Genomic DNA, 15,829 nt, shown 5'->3' on the forward strand with positions numbered 1-15,829 from the left:
TTGTGCATACAAAAACACAACTTGCAGCCCCCTCTTTGAACTAAGTTTTCCTCTCTGATTTCCTCTTCTTTTCTTCGATCAAAATGGATAAAAAAGAAAGGGAAACCTGCTATTCAGTATTTCCCCTTCAGGATTGGAAACGAGACTAACTAAACTAACTAACTTTTTGCTTTGCCCCGGCTTTCTTTTCGGCCTTGACATCCTGTTTCTGATCTTCCGTTTTTTCCATCTTTTCTTGCTTAAAATTGGAAAAGCTGATATTCCTCCCGGCTGCATCTACCTGGATCGTGGCTCCAAACTTTTTATCGTTTTTACCCATCATACCAGCCACTTCGACCTTTTGTCCTGCAGCCAGCTTATCTTTCTGTTCAGCTGTTAAGGCCACCCCTTTGATCTTGTCAGGCACCTGGATGTAACTGGCTCGCAAGGGGATCATTTCATTGGTTTTGGGATCAATGGCCAGGTAATAATTGTCTTTCTGCCCGTTGCGGCTGGTCAGTTCCACTGTCTTACCCAGGTTCTTATCATTTAGCAAAGCTCCCTTTTCTTCTTTGGTAAACTTATGCCCCATGTATTCATCCGGGACGTTAAGCCTTTGGATCGGGTGTACCTTTATGTCCACCGATCCGTCATCCTTGCTCTGTAAGCGGATTTTTGCGGGGATTTTATATTCTTCGTCTCCAATCCTGGCATTAATAGTGTAGAGCTTGTCTGAACGGAATCCATTCAGAAAATCGGTCATTTCCCGTTTTTCCATTTGTTTAATCAAATCGGATTTAATACCTACTTTTTCGAGTTTGTCGAACGGAACCTGGTCCATCGACATACGTGTACTTTGTTGTTCCATGATTTTAATTTTTATTGTTTTACAAAAGGGTTAATCCACTTCAAATACATGCTTTTCCCTGCGGTTTCGTTCCACAAAACCACGAAGGACAGTATAGGTGTCTTCCGTTTTTCGGATCGCTTCTATCCGAAAAACCGGGCTTGTTTTGTCAGAGGTATAAATTATGAGGGTTCCAAGGCCAAACATCCGGTAGATAAAAGGCCTGTCTATTCTAAAATCCTTTACCCTGTAAAGTTCGATGTATTCATATTTCCGGCTAAGGATTCCCGAATAATACTTTAACTCTTCCGGGGTAATCTCGTATCGGGTACAACGTACTTTTAGCACCTGGTATCCCAGGTTCAGACCAGCGATAACTGCCAGATAAACGGGCAATCGAAAGAGATGCACTGCTATTTTATAGGGTACAAAACCCACAGGCAATTGCTCCCGGATTAGCGTATCTAACAGGAAGAGCGCCGGTATCAGAATCGATACCAGTAGAAAATTCCCCAGGTTCAGCAGTTGGGATGGCCTGCATTTGATATAGCTTGTATTTTCATCCATGGTGTTTCTATTTTTTGTTTGTCTTTCAATTTAAGCTTTGTCTGTTTTGTCCTCTTTTTCTTTTTGATTGGGGTTTGACATCTGAATTTTCCGGATATCATTTTGAATCCTGGTCCGGTTTCGTTCAAGCACTTCAGGGATATTATCGAATTGGTAAAAATCCGGGATCGGGACATACCGGTCTTCTTCCCGCTGGAGGGCTTTTACATCTGCCCGGACCAGGCAATTAAAGTTTTTCTGGCTGACGTTTTCACCGAAGTTATCAGCTACCTGCCCAACCATCCAGCCCTGTGGCAGGGTGGCAATCTTTCCTTCCGGGACCAAGTAATCCAGCTGGGTAGAAAACGTCGATGACTGGGTATTGCGGTTAATATTCAGGGATTGGCGTTCCTGCAGGATTTTGCCCATCCTGTTTTGGATAAATTTGGCCGTTTCTCCCGCAGCCTGTCCACACAGAACATTGCCAATGTTGCTGGTAATGGCATTGGCCTGTTCTTTCCCGTAATCCCGGATCAGCTGATCAATGGTCTGAACTCCCAGCAATGTTGATATACGATTGCTCCGTGCCGTAGCAATTAGGGTATCCAGTCCCCGGAAATAAATGGTTGGAAGCTCGTCAAAAATAAGCGATGAAGCTTGCTGTCCCTTTTTATTGATCACCTTCAGCATCCGGGTGATAAAAAGCGACAAAACTGCCCCGTACATTTCCACCCTGAGTGGATTATTGGCCAGGCATACCACTTTGGGTGAATCCAGATTATTGATATCCAGGGAAAAGTCATCACCGCTGCATATCCAGTAAATCTCGGGGCTGATGATTTTTGAAATAGCAATCTTTAAACTCCCAAGCTGTCCTTCCAACTGTTCGCTGGCCCCGCGCTTGTGGGCATTGATAAACGGGTTAATAATGTTGGCTACATCCTTTTCCTGCTCCAAAATGGCAAAGAGTTCATCATAGTCCATCTGAAGCAATTCAATGGCATGGGGCAAAGTGCAAAACTGTCCATCTTTATACTTTTTTAAAAACCAGATCACGGCAGCAAAAAAGGAAACGGCACTTTCAGAAAAGAACTCCCCCTGTTTTCGTATCCATTCCCTGTTCAGGTTATACAGGATCGTGCGTGAGGATTCAAAAGCATCAATGGGGCTTTCCATCCACTCCGGAGTCAGCGGGTTACACCGAAAGGATTTTTGGATATTCTCAAAGTTGATCACGTAGAATTTTGCCGATTCAGGCAGTTTGCCGCCTTTCCTTGCTTTCAGAAAATGGTTGTAGGTAACCAGTGATAAATCCGGGTACTTAAAATCATAGACACACATCGAAAAGCCCTTTTTCAAATGTTGCCGGATAAAGGGCAGTACCACCGAAAAGGATTTTCCTGATCCGGGAGTTCCAATGACCATTGCCGCCCGAAAAGGATTGACAATATTGATCCAGCCTTCATGTTCGAAGCCTTTGTGCTGGTAGAGAGTCAGAAGGTTCACCGAATACTCGTTCTCTTTCAAAACTTCTTCCTGCGGAAAGCTTTCATTCTCCACATTAAACCGGTCTTTCATCAAATTGACATTGATCAGTTTGGAGATATTGTCAAAACCAAGATTTAAAAGAATAAAGCCGGTAAAAGTCAAAATCATGTATGCAAGAGGATAAGGCTCAAAAACCACCAGGCTTCCCCAATACAAAACTAACCCGGCCACAACCTGGCGGATTATCACCGATACGGTCAGCTCCCGATCCTTGTGGGCTTTGGTTCCGATACAGGTAATAGCCAGGAAAACAAGACAAACGGCCTTGGATTTATACACATCAGAAATAAACCACAAGCCCTTGATCTTTCCCAGCAAAGGGGCAAGCTCTGCCATCCATATTCCATAATAGGTAAAAAACGGCAGACAGCTAATGTACATCGAAACAATCAGCAACAGGTAGCTGAAAAAGCGAAATCCTTCGTGCAGTTTGACCAGTTCTCTTGGCTCGTTAACCATATCTGGAAGATTAGAGGGTTAGAATGATAAATATTAGAATGGAGGCATCCAGAAAGCCTTGCAATAGATCAAAGTTTTCGGGCTTGGAGGATGTCTCTGTTTTTCAGTTCAAAGCTGAGCTTTCGTCCGGTATTGCCCAGGGCTTTTTCATTCAGTTCAATTCTCAGGATTCGCCCGTCGGGAATGGTCATTTTTTCAAAGACAAACACTTCGCGAACGCATGTTTCTCCCGGAATCCGGCTTACCTTGTTTCTTTGAAAATCCGGCAGAACCTGGTATTCCTGCACATTGGTGGCTTTAACAACCCGTTTATCCGTTATCCAGAAATGGATGCTTTCCACATCGTAAGTCAATTGGGTTTTGTTTTTCATTTCGAGTTCAAAAAACAGGGCATCATCTTTTAAATGAATGGAATTGAGCCGGATTTTGATCCCGTCTTTTTCTGTTTTTCGTTTATGGTAGCATTTGCGGCAATGATGTTTATCCAGTATCCGGTCGCAATGGTCTTTCAGCAGGTAATCAGGCATCAGTTTTCCAGAAAATGTCAGGGCATCCTTTGACTGGAAAATTTCCACAGGGTAGGTGATCGGCACATCGTTGCCGTAACGAAGTTCGAAAGAATAGATGTGATCGGCACAGACCACGGTAAGCGATGTCGGTTTTTCAAAAGGCCCGGTAGCCTTAATGCGTACCATGTTTGAGAGTTCAGGCACTACTTCAGCCTGTACCAGCGAATAATCACCTGCCTGGACATAATCGACTTTGTCCGGGCAAACCAGGTGAGAGGTTTTGGTATCAGAAACTTTCAGAGTATCAGATGCGGTTTGAGCCTTTACGGACAGCCCGACCTGCGCACAAAAAAGGATAACTAAAAATGCTTTCATGGTGTTTATTTGGGTTTGTTAACTAAATAGACCAGGGTATTTTTTTTGACCGTGACTTTTTTGATGCGGACCAGCCGGAGCAACGACTGGGCGGTTCGGTCTGCCGCCTGGATACCGGCATAGGTTAAGGGATTACCTGTCACGGCAAACATGGAGGAGGTATTGGTTGAACTGCCCACTTCTTTTGCTACTTTTCGGGCAGCATTATCGGGAACATACAAGCCCACCAGCCCGTCCAGGTCATAAACGGTGATCTCCACCGGGATAAAGTTGTCGACCACCTGGACCTGCCGGATACTGATTTTCAGGCGTTCATTGGCCACCTCGCAGGTGCCGTATAGAAAGGTTCCCTTCGGGATTTTTTCACTGCCCAGCCAGCCGTCTTCCAGCAGGCGAAGTTTAACCCGGTTGCCAGTTAATACCGTGGCCGTTTCATACACTTCAGCTTTTAGGATAGAAGCTGTTTGCTCTTTGGGTTTAAACACTGATTGTCCTGCTTTTTCAAGAACAGCTTTCTTATTTCTTTCCTCCTCCTGTTTTTGCAGGATGGATTGGGCTTGGATGAGCTGATTGCTTAACGAATCATTCTGTTTTGAAAGGCTTGCATTTTGCCGGAATACACGGTCAAGCTCTTCAATGCCCGTTACCGGAATATTCGGCTCTGGCTGTTTCTCCCTTGAAGTTGCTTTTAAGACTTGCTCCGTTTTTCTATTTTGTTCGGCATTTAATGCTTTTGAATGAGGCTCAGATTTGACAGCTTTCCCTGTTTCCAGCTCACCGCGGATTTGCTTTTGCCGCTGCTGAATGTGCTTTAATAACTGGATCGGATCGGTGGTATTACTTTCAGGGGAAATACCGGAAGGTTCACTGTTTGCCATTTCCTCTTCAGACGTTTCAGCCAGCGTAGGGCCAAGCTCAGCGGTATCACTTTTACTTTCTTCCCCTTCACCCAGGATGTTGTAATCATGGCTTAGGGTGATCTCATCCTGCGAAACAGCTGCATCTGTTTTGTCAATGATCTCGATGCTTCGGTCTGCCTCCGGCAGGTTGAAATTAGCGCCCCTTATAGTATCCTGGCTTTCCCGGTTTTGGCTTTTCCCTGTTGGATTTTTCCCGCCACCCAGGATATAAAAGAGCAGCACAATAAAGGGGATCAGCACCAAAGGCAGAAAAAGCAGTGGCTTATTTCGTTTCAGGATCGCTTTCATGGATGCGCTTTTTTAAAAGGTTTTCAAACGAATCAACGGGCATTTCAAAAGTCAGGGACTTTTGCTTTTCAGAAGTTGATGTTCCGGGCAGAGTTGTGTCTGCCTGTAAAGCAGGGCCTTGGGGGTCAAGCTTCGCGTGCGAAAGTTCCGGCGCAGGGAGTAAAAAAGACGCCAGGTAAAACAGAAATAGAAATGATAGCACGATAATCCATTTTTGCTTCCGCTTTTTCGGTTCAAGCAGCTTGTCCTTATCGTCCATCCTGCTGATAAACCGGGTGAAGCGGCTTACATCCTTAAACTCAGGTGTAACCTGTTTTTGCTTTTTGTTTACTGTTTCTGAAGTATTCATAGTTGAAAAATTTCAGGGTTAAAAAGATTTGCGTTTTTGTGTTTCCAGGTCTTTGTTGTCCGTGATCAGCCAGTTTTCAATAAGGAAACCATGCGGGTTATTGTCCGTCCGTGAGATGTTTCTGAGCTGACCGGTGGTTTCCAGCCTACGGATGGTGATGTTGGATTTACGGACAATGCGCTGCTTCCCGAAATACCGGAACTGGTAGGGGTAGGCCGAAAAATCAACGTGGACTGAATCGGTCTCCAGGGTCATACTGATATCCGAGGCGATCACCTGGTTATAGACATTGTTTTCCTTATAGGAGCGATACTGCTTCATGGCAGAACCATCCGCCAAAAAGAGGGCCTCGCGGGTGTTGTTTTCAATGTACTGCTTATCCGGTTCCATGGTGAAAAACAGCTCATGAAACCGTTTGATATGATCCCGGGCCTCAGCCGGGCGGTTCTCGGAGATGTCGGCCCTTAGTGCCAAAAGCAGCGATTTGCCGTTGTCCAGCACATAGATTTTCTGGCGTGAGCGTTCCACCAGCTGCAGGGAACGAATGAAGACAAACGAACTGAAGCCAATCAGGACCAGACTCACCGCCAGAAGGACGTAAACAGTAAAGCGGAATTTTCGCTGGATGTCAAATACCTTTTTCATTTATTATTTGTGATTGATTATTGATGAATGATTCTCAATTCTTTGGATATTGGATATTTGCCTGCTATTTCATGGCTCCTTTGGTAATGGCCATTAATGCAGCAGTGCGTACCAGCCTTCCTCCACCGGTGTTGGTTCCCGAAGCACTGATGATCCACGAAGCTATTTTGGGGATCATGATCAGCCCGACAATCCCACACAGCGGGACCACCAGGTTGGAAACATAATACATCGATGGCATGTAGACCAGGGAACTTTTGATACTGGCAATTTCGGCTTCAAGCACATAGATCAGTATTTCCTGCACCAGCGATAGGATGACAAGGGCGATGGGCAGGTACAGGTTCACATTGATAAAGCGGGCTATCCAGCCCAGGTAGTTATCCTGGAACCCGTCAAAGATGGAGACGGCAAAGACCAGCGGCCCGAAAATGACCAAGAGGACACAAAAGACTGTCCGTAGAAAAGCAATCAGGTAAACGATGGCCTCAAAAAGGGATTCCATCAGCTGGCGGACCCCGTCCATGAAGTAAAAATTGATCTGGTGCTGCAATGCCCTACCCGAAATAATATTATAAGAAGTTAACAGCATGTTGATTCCCTTGTCCCAAAGGGTGGCTTCCTTTTCCTCATTTTCCTGGAAGGCAGGAAGGTCAGCGTAGAAAATGGCATCCTGCTTTTCTTCCAGCCGTTGGGCAACAATGTGCTTTTTATCTGCATAGACCGCTTCGGACAGCTTGGTGAGGCCTTTGGTCGGAACCATCAACAAATGGACAAAAGGCCCCCAGAAACTGATCACCAGCACTAGGGCAAAAGGACGTAATAGGGGCAGCAGGGAGATTGGGTTATCGGCAATCAGTTGCTCATAGATCCGTTTGGAGATATACAAAAAGGCAGCGATGCCGCCAATGGCGCGGGCCATGTTCACCAGCAGCCGGGCATTGTCCATCCCTCCCTGGATCAGCACATCGGTAAAATCGAAAAAGTTTTTCGTGGTTATAACCTGTAAAAGCATATTGGATAAGATTTAAAACCCCTCCTAACCTTCCGGCAAGTTGCCGGAGAGGGACACAGAGGGATTGGTTAATTGTAAATCGTAAATAGTTAAACCGTAAATTTTCTTTATTCAGCCAGGAAACTGTAGGATTGGCTGACGTTATTGGCATAGAACTGGTAATGGTGCACTTTCCGGTAGGTGTAGTCCACATCGCCGATTTGTCGGTTCAGTTCGACTTTTATTTCGGAGAAAGCCTCCAGCTTTTTGCCGTGGTCGGTCTGGAACAGGTTGACCGTGATAAAGCGTGTGAGCAGCTCATCGGCTTCCTTTTGGCAGGTCTGTTTAAGCCAACTGCAGTTATCAAGTTTGTCCAACCGGTTAATACTGATATACAGCCTGGCAAAACCGGAGGCGATGCTGTAAATATCCGGCAACTGGTCGCTCTCGGCATCAAAGATTTTCTTTTCAATCTCGTACTGCGTTTTTGTGTTGTCCCTGATCCCGGTGGTTTCCTCGTGGCGGTCTTTCATCTGGCCTTTCTCAATCAGCCGTTCGATGATCTTCATCAGGTTGATACGCAACAGGTCGGAATAGGTCTGCCCATCGGAAACCGGCAAAGCACCCACTTCAATGTAATAATGGGTTGGCCAGGTGCGGATAAACACATGCGGTACCGGGATCAGCCAGCCTTTAAAGGCGATGAATGACAAAGGATAACTGTCATTCATCTCCGGATAGTCCCCGTGCCAGGATTTGATATCAAACACCTGTGCTTTCAGATTATTCACTGAAAAGCAAAGCGACAAGGTGATTAGCAGAATACATAAGATTCGACTCATAATTTTTGTATTAAATGGAAAATCATCAATAACCAGTTGTCAATTGTAAAGCGTATAGTAATAGGCAAAACTTTCCAGGCTACCTGAATCGAAACTTTTCTGGTAAGAAGCGTAAAGCAGTTTGTTGTACAGGTAACAGATCGTCCCGTAATGGCGGCGGACATCCTCGTAAATGCTGTTGATCGTGTCGTAGCGTTGTTTATCGTCCATCATAAACAGGTCATCCTTAATGATGGTATTCAAAATGGTGGTGGTCAACTGGCTACTGTCATCCAGGATCAGGTCAAAAGACTGGACAATGACCGCCGCCTGCTGGGTTGTAAAATTTTGGTCCTGTACCAGCTTTGGTAGTTTTTCTGTATAAACCTGGATGATCTTTTGCAGCATCTCTTTGGTTTGCTTGATGCGCTTATAATCTTTGATCAGGTATGAAACTTTTTGCAGGCTTTCGAGCTTTTTTTGGTCAATGCCCACCAGTTCGGCAGTCAGGCCTTTGATGTCGCCGTTCAATACCTTGATCAGTACGTTGTACCAGTTGATCTCCGACAGGATGCCCTTTTCCTGTTCCCAGAGGGCTTCTCGTTGGATACCTGCCCCGACATCAGTTACCGGGGTTTGGCCATTGGCGGTTTGAATGCCAGTCAGGCTTGTGAATGAAAAAAGCCCGATAATCAAAAGGATTGTTTTAGTTTTCATTGTTGTCGCTGTTTTTGTTTTACATGGATTTGAGGATTTGAAGGAAGTTCTGATCGCGGTTCCCCTCCAGTTTCTGGAGTAACCGCTGCTTTTCACTTTGTTCGGATGTATAGCAATAATACTCGGGTTTACTGACTTCCAGTGCGTAAACCTGCGAGTAACTGCCCAACCCGATAAAAACTTCTTTCAAGTTCCGGTCTGAGGGCAGGTTTTTGTTGATCGAGAGGATTTGTTCTTTCTGGAATTCCGACAGACCAAGAGTTTCACTGATCGAATCGAACTTGTTGCGGAATTTGCTCATGTCAAGCAGAATCCGGGTATCGGCATTGTTGATGATCGCATCGCGGATCACCGGCGAGGAAATCACGTCGTCCACTTCCTGGGTCACCACCATTGCCTCACCAAAAAACTTGCGGATGGTCTTGTAAAAATATTTGATGTAACTGGCCATCTGCGGCGTGGCAATAGCCTTCCATGCTTCTTCAATACAGATCACCTTTCGAACACCCTTCAGCCTTCGCATTTTCTGCATGAAAATATCGATGATAATCAGGGTGGCCACCGGGAAGATCACCGCATGGTCCTTTATATTATCGAGCTCGAAAACTATAAACGGGCAGCGGAAAAACTCATCGGTATCCATCCGGCGGTTCAGCAAATAATCGTATTCGCCACCCCGGTAATATTTCGAGAGGATAAAGAAAAACTCGTTGGCATTAAACTGGATGGATTGTTCTTTGATTAAGTCAGGAATAAAGCCCCTGCAAAACTCGTAGTACCCGTTAAATGACCGTTCTGTGATTTCTTCAGAATCAAAAAAGGCGGTCACCGAATGGGCGACCACGTCCTTTTCCATCTCCGAAAGGTTTTCCTTGTAAATGGTGTAGAGAACCGACAGGATGGTTTGTTTACGCTCAATATCCAGTTCCCCTTCCAGGATAAAAGGATTGAATGAAATCGGGTTATCGGTGGTAAACTCCACCATCATCGCCCCGCCCTGAGCTTTCAATCGTTCCTTCAGATAAAGGGTCAGCAGCTCATAGCTCCGGCCCACATCGAGCAAAACGATGTGGCAGTTTTCGCTTTCGGCATATTGTCGAAGCAAATGGTTGGTGAAAAATGATTTACCTGAACCCGAGCCGCCGATGATGATCTTGTTGCGGTTATGGATCAGGTGTTTCTGCATGGGCTCGTCCGAAATATCGATCCTTACCGGGCATCCTTCCAGCCGGTCTGAAAGCCGGATTACAAAATCCGATTCACTGTTTATAAGCTCCCCTTCGAAGTTTATCAAACAACAGGCCTGCGGCACCTGGGTAATGAAAAGTTCGGTTTCCGGCAGTTGTGTTGAGAACGGCACACAGGAGAAAAATAGCATCGGCAAATCGTGGGTATGCTGGTAGGGGAAACAGTTCATCAGCGAAAAGGCCGAGGCCGCTTCGCTTTTATGCAGCTTTAAATCTTTTAGGGACGAATCAAAGAGCATCACATTGAAATGGGTTTTCACGATCTTTTCTCCTGATGTCTGCACCTGGTCCAGGAACGATTCTATTAGCCCTGCATTGACTTTGTTTTCAGATGAAAACTTCGAAAGGCTGTAAATCTTTTTGTAGCTTCCTTCCAGCGAAGCTTTGATCTCCTGCTGGTCGGGGATATAGATGAACTGGTTGGTGACATGTGAAAATGGCAGGTGATAACATACCGGGTATGCGAGCGAAACCGGTAGCCCGGTTTGCGGATGTTCCGATACCGGACGAAGCTCTGCGGGGATGTGCGAATAATCGCTCAGGGAAAGGATCTCCACAAACTGGTCCATTACTTTCAGCCTGTCACGAAAATCGATCCCGCCCAATACAGGCTGGTTATCGGTAAAGTTCAGGCTTAAAAAGCGTTCGATCAAGCCCAATGTATGTTCATTGCCAATGGCCTGCTCTTTGTTGATCAGCTTGCAACCAATCCCGTTTTGCTGAAAAACTGCGGTTATATTTCCTTTTAGTTCGTTGATCTTATCGAACCGGAGCTTTTCCAGGTCCCGCTCTTTGCGTGACAGGATCAGGGCGGATTCAAGGTAACTTTTCAGAAGGCCTTTGTTGAGCAGGCTGATGTAAAAACAACACTCGTGTTTCAGGTAATGCCTCCCTTCAAAGTGATCCAGGTAAGATTTGTTCAGGCCCGCTTTTGAATGGTTCGTTTCTGAACCGGACTTACCCGGATGGAATTCGTTAACAAGGAAAAAATCCTGTTTGTGGATAAAACTTCCGGCAGGAAGCAAATTAATCATCCGCTGGAAAGTATCGTGGAGCATATACAAGCGGTCAGCGCTGCACGACAATACTTCCGGCAGTTGCAGCCGGAAACCGATTGTCAGGTCCAGGTTATTGGAAATCTGGACATCACCGTTAAAGCCCAGTATCGGCAGAACTGATTCAAGGTTTTTGATTTTCATTGTAATTACTATTTGGAAAATGGTTGTTGAACCCGTCGTTTGCAGCTGATAAACTGCGGCAGTTTCTGGGCAGTCTGTTTTTTGCCCCAGCCTTCCGGACCGTAGGATTTCTGAATCCGGTTAAGCCGGTACAGGTAAGCAAAAAAGGCGGGGATGATTAGCAGCACGGCTGGAAAAGTCCCAAGCAAGATATACACGCTAGAGAAACCAAAAAAAGCGGCAATAATCCCGTACAACGCCTGATAAACCAAAGGGCCTGAAAGCCCTTTGATATACAGCCGGGTATCTACCTTTTTAACTGCGTAGCTGGCATTTTCCATCAGGCGAAAAAGGCTTTAATAACTACGCCAACCAGGATCAAAAACAAACAGGCGCCAAACCAGCCCATGATGGCTTTCTGGGTATCCTGGTCTCCGCTTTGCCATTTAATATATACACGTACCCCGCCGATCAATCCAACCACTGCGCCAATGGCAATGATCAGGTTGGAAACCGGATCGACATACGAACTGACCTCGGCTGTGGCCTGGTCAATACCGGCAGCGGATTGGGCCACAGCCCGTGACATGCCAAGAAAAAGGATAGCAGCAAAAGCTGATACTTTTAAGAAAAACCGTTGAATGTGTTTTTTCATCTTTTAAAAATTTAATGGGTTATTGTTGATACTGGACTTGTTCCAGGATTTTTGGCATTTCGGGATGATCGGGCTGAGAGAAGCATTCGATGGAATATCCGTCATCAATCCCTGTTTCTTCATACAGGGAAACCGGTAGACGAATGTCTTCCGAAAGACGAAGTGGGATCAGCTCTGCGGGAAAGTCCGAGGAACTGACAGAAACCGGGGTAGCCGGTTCTGCTAAACCATGCATTGAAAAATCCTCTTCGAAAAGCAGCTTCCGGTTCCGGCCTTTTTCTTTCAGCCAGGCGCGAGTACTTACAAAAAAGTACCATAGTAGCAGGCTAACAACTAAAAACCGGGAGAACTGCCCCCAACTGATTTGATCGATTCCAAACATTATTTATTCATTTTTTATATCCTTGTTGTATATGATTGATGAGAAAGGGCCGAGGCGCTTTATCCAATCACCGGGACAAAGTTTGGAAACTGAAAAATCAGCTTTTGTATAGGATTTGTCAGGTCAGGTGTTTTTTATTGTTAATCAAAATCCAAGGGACAAAACGAATTTTAATGGCTTTTGATTGGATTTGAATGGTAGGAGATCTTTTTAAGGCGATTTCCCCTTTTAAAATAGACTTGTTTGATTTGTTTTGATTGATTAAAAATTATCGGAAAAGAAAGAAAAAACAGTCAAAAAAAGAAAGAAAGCCAATGGGTGAGCCGGTCGGGGCGAAAATGCAGGGCTGGACCGCGAGATCAGAATGAAAAGCCGATAAGAATAATTCTGAATATAAGCAAAAGAGCGGGACACATGCTTTGGCCTTGCATTTTTCCCGGCGTGAGGGAAGTGGGGAGAACGGCTAACTTGGCTTTTCTTTGGGTTTTGACGGAAATATTTGACCTGCAAAAAAATATGGAAAGCGGGCGGGTAACAGGCAAGTGTAGCCCAGGTAATGGAGCGAAGCGGAACAAGCGGGGCTACTCTTTCCGCGGGGTTCAAACCGGCTTATTAGCTGAACAGGCTAAGCTGAGCGACCGATTCCTGTGAGCAAGCGGCGAACGGGCTTAGGGAGCGGTTTAGCCAGGTGAAGCGAATGTGCCGGAGAACGGGGGAGAATCACCAGATAATCTTTTAACCCAAGCGAATAAACAAGAAAGTTGCCCGTAAAGGTAAAATGCCGGTTAGTCAGGCATTAGCCTGGTTCCGGTCATACAATCCATTACGGGTATCTTTCCCGTTAATCCGAGGCTTGTGAGCAAAGTGCGGCACAAACGGAGCGAACAGGCCACAGGTATTCATATAAAAACAACCCTTCACTTTCTTTTGTCTTTTGCCTCCCTGTCAAAAGCCACCAGGTTGAACATCTCACGCATCCGCGAACGGATGCGGTTGCCGTAAATGGCTTCCAGTTCCGATGCGGAAAGGTTGGTGGTGATGTGGGTCAGCATGTGTTTTGTGGTAAACAGGTCGTAGCGAGCCAGCAGGATTTCGGCCATCACATTGCACTCGTTCCCGAAATGTCTGGGTGTTTGTTCCAGCCCCAGGTCGTCAAAACACCAGACTTTAGGAATGGGTATTCCACCGATTTTGAAATATGATCCCTTGCTGTACAGGTTAATCACAGAATAACCGTCTTTCTCAAATTCAAAGCTGATTTCCCGGGTTGGTTTGACCAGGTATTGGGTCTCCCGGGGGCAGAAATGGCTTATCAGCCGGGAAAGGGCACTTTTTCCGCATCCGATTGGACCGGACAGGAGGATCCCCTTGCGAAGGCTGATGCCATGCTTCTCGGCGTTTTCCCTGTCGCCGATAGCGTACACCAGCAATTTGTAGATCAGCTCCAGGTCGCCGGGGTCAATGGCAAAATGCGCCCCGAACAGCATTTTCCCTTTTTCCTCCAACCAGATCACACTTCTTTGGAAATTGAAGTTGAACACGCCGCCCCTAAACTCGGCAATTTGATCATAGGGGTTCATCGTAATTTTTGTTGACCGCGACATTGAGGTTGCCGGTGCGGACTTGATTGAATATTTGTTCATCTGTTTTGTTGTTTTTATTGTTTATGATCCATTTCCGGGCAAGGGCTTGCCAGGAAACAATGGTTTTCATATCCCCGGTTTTCCAGCCCGATGACTGGTAATGGGTATAAAATTTCTGCGCATCATCACCCGAAGACTGGTTCTGTTCAAAAAAGTTTCTGATGGTTTCGATACCCGGAATTTGGATTTTGAGTTCACCATCTCTTTTTCGGATTTCCTCTTCTCCTTCTTTTTTATCTTCTGAAACTTTTTCTTCTGAATTTCTTTTTGAAGATTCTTCTTCCTGTTTATTCTTGTTTGTAATGTTTATAAGAAGTGTATCACTTGCTGTATCAGTTCCGGTATCAGGTTTAATACCGCCAGGTTCATTTTTTCGGTTTGCAGCACTTCTTCCGATATCATTTTCAGTACCGGCTATAGTACCGGTACCGCTTGCTTTATCATCTCCTGTATTAGTTGTGGTATCACATTGAATACCGGTATCGCCTGCTGTACCTGCTCCGGTATCAGTTTTAAGATTACCGGAAGTACCGGTATCAGTTGCTGTAATTCTTGCGGTATCAGAAGTGGTATCATTTTCGGCACCGGTATCAGTTGCAGTCTTTCCTGCGGTATCGGTTCCGGTATCATTTTTAATACCGGTATCATCGGCAGTATCACCTGTAATATCAAATCGGATACAGGCAACTTTGCTACCTGAGTGCAAATTGGAAGAGGGGAGGTAACTGATATAACCCCAACCGGTCAGTTCTTTCATGCAACGGGCATAAGTATTGGCAGAGCCGATCCGGGCCAGTTTCATCACTTCCGCCCGGGAAATGGTAAACTGGTCGCTGAACCGGTTGGCGTTCCAATGCTGGAAAAGGGCCATATACAGGCTGATGTGATAGGAAGATAGGCGCCCATCTTTGGCCAAGCGTTCAAAAAATCCGTTCAGGTGCCGGATATAGTTCATTACCGGGGTCCAAATCCGATCCACGACTGGCTTTTACCCGATTCCAGTATTTTGTGAATATCACCGGAATCGTAATACAAAACACCACCCATTTTGGTAAAAGGGAGGGTGCCGTTGATCCGCATGTTTTGGAGGGTGCCGGGTGAAATACCCAGAAGTTTTCGGACTTCTCCCGAACGGAGCCACTTTTTAGTGGTAAGCCCTTGGTTTTCTTTGAAGAGTTTTTTTAGTTCGGAAAATAATTCGGTTTTAAATTCCCGAAGGTCATCGGTGGTCAAAATTTCTGATGGCATAACTTTTATTTTTGAATGGTTCATTTTGATTTCATCCAAAATTGCGGCCTTCAGAATTAATCTGTTCCATATGGTTTGTCAGGTCAGGTGTTTTTTATAGTTAAACATTTTTTTTGCCGATTATTCAGAAACACTGATCTTCTTTTTTCGCCTTCTTTCGCGATAACGCTCCACGCAATCCCGGTGAAAAGCGCGCATCCTGTCCAGTTCTTCCTGCGGGACGGTTTCGATTTGCATAATTTGTTGCCGTTCATCATTCAGCTTGTAATAGGGGATAAAAGGACAATTATCAAGGGGGTTGCCCATTGGACATCCGGAGAAGGCGTTGATCAGGTCAACATTTTTAAGGATTTTGGGAGTGTTAAGTGACATAGCGGTTATTCTTTGAAGGTTGAAGTTACTGGTAAAAAAGAGGCGTGAACCAAGACTTAATGCTTCCAAGGTACCGCCAGGAACCCTAGTCTCAGTTAAGTTCGATC

General features: G+C 45.5%; 18 protein-coding genes. All 18 read right to left on the minus strand.

Going from position 1 to position 15,829, the window contains the following annotated elements:
* Positions 1 to 154 precede the first annotated feature (154 nt).
* Positions 155 to 847, minus strand: coding sequence for a DUF3945 domain-containing protein (locus tag GR929_RS05530; protein ID WP_159517948.1), 693 nt, complete (start codon positions 845 to 847; stop codon positions 155 to 157).
* Positions 848 to 877: 30 nt separating this feature from the next.
* Complete coding sequence (locus GR929_RS05535) at positions 878 to 1,393, minus strand: PH domain-containing protein (RefSeq protein ID WP_159517949.1); 516 nt, start codon at positions 1,391 to 1,393, stop codon at positions 878 to 880.
* 30 nt (positions 1,394 to 1,423) lie between these two features.
* A complete protein-coding gene (locus GR929_RS05540; protein ID WP_159517950.1) occupies positions 1,424 to 3,379 on the minus strand; it encodes a type IV secretory system conjugative DNA transfer family protein in 1,956 nt (651 codons plus the stop codon).
* A gap of 68 nt (positions 3,380 to 3,447) precedes the next feature.
* Positions 3,448 to 4,263, minus strand: a complete 816-nt coding sequence (gene traN, locus GR929_RS05545) for a conjugative transposon protein TraN (RefSeq protein WP_159517951.1) — start codon at positions 4,261 to 4,263, stop codon at positions 3,448 to 3,450.
* A 5-nt stretch (positions 4,264 to 4,268) separates the two neighbouring features.
* Complete coding sequence (traM, locus tag GR929_RS05550; protein WP_159517952.1) at positions 4,269 to 5,471, minus strand: conjugative transposon protein TraM; 1,203 nt, start codon at positions 5,469 to 5,471, stop codon at positions 4,269 to 4,271.
* Positions 5,446 to 5,820, minus strand: coding sequence for a hypothetical protein (locus tag GR929_RS05555; protein ID WP_159517953.1), 375 nt, complete (start codon positions 5,818 to 5,820; stop codon positions 5,446 to 5,448). Before GR929_RS05555 ends, traM begins: the two co-directional genes overlap by 26 nt.
* 18 nt (positions 5,821 to 5,838) lie before the next feature.
* A complete protein-coding gene (traK, locus tag GR929_RS05560) occupies positions 5,839 to 6,465 on the minus strand; it encodes a conjugative transposon protein TraK (RefSeq protein WP_159517954.1) in 627 nt (208 codons plus the stop codon).
* A 64-nt stretch (positions 6,466 to 6,529) separates the two neighbouring features.
* Complete coding sequence (locus GR929_RS05565) at positions 6,530 to 7,480, minus strand: hypothetical protein (RefSeq protein ID WP_159517955.1); 951 nt, start codon at positions 7,478 to 7,480, stop codon at positions 6,530 to 6,532.
* Between the two features lie 107 nt (positions 7,481 to 7,587).
* Positions 7,588 to 8,301, minus strand: coding sequence for a hypothetical protein (locus tag GR929_RS05570; RefSeq protein ID WP_159517956.1), 714 nt, complete (start codon positions 8,299 to 8,301; stop codon positions 7,588 to 7,590).
* A gap of 39 nt (positions 8,302 to 8,340) precedes the next feature.
* Entirely contained in the window at positions 8,341 to 8,997 is a 657-nt protein-coding gene (locus GR929_RS05575; RefSeq protein ID WP_159517957.1) for a hypothetical protein, read from the minus strand.
* A gap of 19 nt (positions 8,998 to 9,016) precedes the next feature.
* A complete protein-coding gene (locus GR929_RS05580; protein WP_159517958.1) occupies positions 9,017 to 11,443 on the minus strand; it encodes a TraG family conjugative transposon ATPase in 2,427 nt (808 codons plus the stop codon).
* Between the two features lie 8 nt (positions 11,444 to 11,451).
* Positions 11,452 to 11,763 (minus strand): DUF4133 domain-containing protein, encoded by a 312-nt coding sequence (locus GR929_RS05585; protein ID WP_159517959.1) that lies wholly within the window; start codon positions 11,761 to 11,763, stop codon positions 11,452 to 11,454.
* Positions 11,763 to 12,077 (minus strand): DUF4134 domain-containing protein, encoded by a 315-nt coding sequence (locus GR929_RS05590; RefSeq protein WP_159517960.1) that lies wholly within the window; start codon positions 12,075 to 12,077, stop codon positions 11,763 to 11,765. Before GR929_RS05590 ends, GR929_RS05585 begins: the two co-directional genes overlap by 1 nt.
* A gap of 19 nt (positions 12,078 to 12,096) precedes the next feature.
* The gene (locus GR929_RS05595) at positions 12,097 to 12,459 is read right to left on the minus strand and encodes a hypothetical protein (RefSeq protein ID WP_159517961.1); all 363 of its coding nucleotides are present in this window, start codon (positions 12,457 to 12,459) and stop codon (positions 12,097 to 12,099) included.
* 917 nt (positions 12,460 to 13,376) lie between these two features.
* Positions 13,377 to 14,039: an ATPase gene (locus tag GR929_RS05600; protein WP_159517962.1), complete on the minus strand. Its 663-nt coding sequence runs from the start codon at positions 14,037 to 14,039 to the stop codon at positions 13,377 to 13,379.
* Positions 14,026 to 15,081 carry a hypothetical protein gene (locus GR929_RS05605; RefSeq protein ID WP_159517963.1) on the minus strand — a complete coding sequence of 352 codons (1,056 nt, stop codon included), beginning with the start codon at positions 15,079 to 15,081 and terminating at the stop codon, positions 14,026 to 14,028. Before GR929_RS05605 ends, GR929_RS05600 begins: the two co-directional genes overlap by 14 nt.
* Positions 15,057 to 15,350, minus strand: coding sequence for a helix-turn-helix domain-containing protein (locus tag GR929_RS05610; protein ID WP_159517964.1), 294 nt, complete (start codon positions 15,348 to 15,350; stop codon positions 15,057 to 15,059). Before GR929_RS05610 ends, GR929_RS05605 begins: the two co-directional genes overlap by 25 nt.
* Positions 15,351 to 15,470: 120 nt before the next feature.
* Entirely contained in the window at positions 15,471 to 15,722 is a 252-nt protein-coding gene (locus GR929_RS05615) for a hypothetical protein (protein WP_159517965.1), read from the minus strand.
* Positions 15,723 to 15,829: the final 107 nt, after the last annotated feature.

Origin of the sequence: Sunxiuqinia indica, from assembly GCF_009847015.1 — a bacterium.
GTDB classification, from domain to species: Bacteria; Bacteroidota; Bacteroidia; order Bacteroidales; family Prolixibacteraceae; genus Sunxiuqinia; species Sunxiuqinia indica.

What these genes read in the sequence shown, in the direction of transcription:
- GR929_RS05595 (WP_159517961.1), bottom strand. Translation starts at nt 12,459, where the DNA reads ATGTTTGGAATCGATCAAATCAGTTGGGGGCAGTTCTCCCGGTTTTTA.
- GR929_RS05580 (WP_159517958.1), bottom strand. Translation starts at nt 11,443, where the DNA reads ATGAAAATCAAAAACCTTGAATCAGTTCTGCCGATACTGGGCTTTAAC.
- traN (WP_159517951.1), bottom strand. Translation starts at nt 4,263, where the DNA reads ATGAAAGCATTTTTAGTTATCCTTTTTTGTGCGCAGGTCGGGCTGTCC.
- traM (WP_159517952.1), bottom strand. Translation starts at nt 5,471, where the DNA reads ATGAAAGCGATCCTGAAACGAAATAAGCCACTGCTTTTTCTGCCTTTG.
- GR929_RS05530 (WP_159517948.1), bottom strand. Translation starts at nt 847, where the DNA reads ATGGAACAACAAAGTACACGTATGTCGATGGACCAGGTTCCGTTCGAC.
- GR929_RS05570 (WP_159517956.1), bottom strand. Translation starts at nt 8,301, where the DNA reads ATGAGTCGAATCTTATGTATTCTGCTAATCACCTTGTCGCTTTGCTTT.
- GR929_RS05555 (WP_159517953.1), bottom strand. Translation starts at nt 5,820, where the DNA reads ATGAATACTTCAGAAACAGTAAACAAAAAGCAAAAACAGGTTACACCT.
- GR929_RS05540 (WP_159517950.1), bottom strand. Translation starts at nt 3,379, where the DNA reads ATGGTTAACGAGCCAAGAGAACTGGTCAAACTGCACGAAGGATTTCGC.
- GR929_RS05600 (WP_159517962.1), bottom strand. Translation starts at nt 14,039, where the DNA reads ATGAACCCCTATGATCAAATTGCCGAGTTTAGGGGCGGCGTGTTCAAC.
- GR929_RS05565 (WP_159517955.1), bottom strand. Translation starts at nt 7,480, where the DNA reads ATGCTTTTACAGGTTATAACCACGAAAAACTTTTTCGATTTTACCGAT.
- traK (WP_159517954.1), bottom strand. Translation starts at nt 6,465, where the DNA reads ATGAAAAAGGTATTTGACATCCAGCGAAAATTCCGCTTTACTGTTTAC.
- GR929_RS05615 (WP_159517965.1), bottom strand. Translation starts at nt 15,722, where the DNA reads ATGTCACTTAACACTCCCAAAATCCTTAAAAATGTTGACCTGATCAAC.
- GR929_RS05610 (WP_159517964.1), bottom strand. Translation starts at nt 15,350, where the DNA reads ATGCCATCAGAAATTTTGACCACCGATGACCTTCGGGAATTTAAAACC.
- GR929_RS05590 (WP_159517960.1), bottom strand. Translation starts at nt 12,077, where the DNA reads ATGAAAAAACACATTCAACGGTTTTTCTTAAAAGTATCAGCTTTTGCT.
- GR929_RS05535 (WP_159517949.1), bottom strand. Translation starts at nt 1,393, where the DNA reads ATGGATGAAAATACAAGCTATATCAAATGCAGGCCATCCCAACTGCTG.
- GR929_RS05585 (WP_159517959.1), bottom strand. Translation starts at nt 11,763, where the DNA reads ATGGAAAATGCCAGCTACGCAGTTAAAAAGGTAGATACCCGGCTGTAT.
- GR929_RS05575 (WP_159517957.1), bottom strand. Translation starts at nt 8,997, where the DNA reads ATGAAAACTAAAACAATCCTTTTGATTATCGGGCTTTTTTCATTCACA.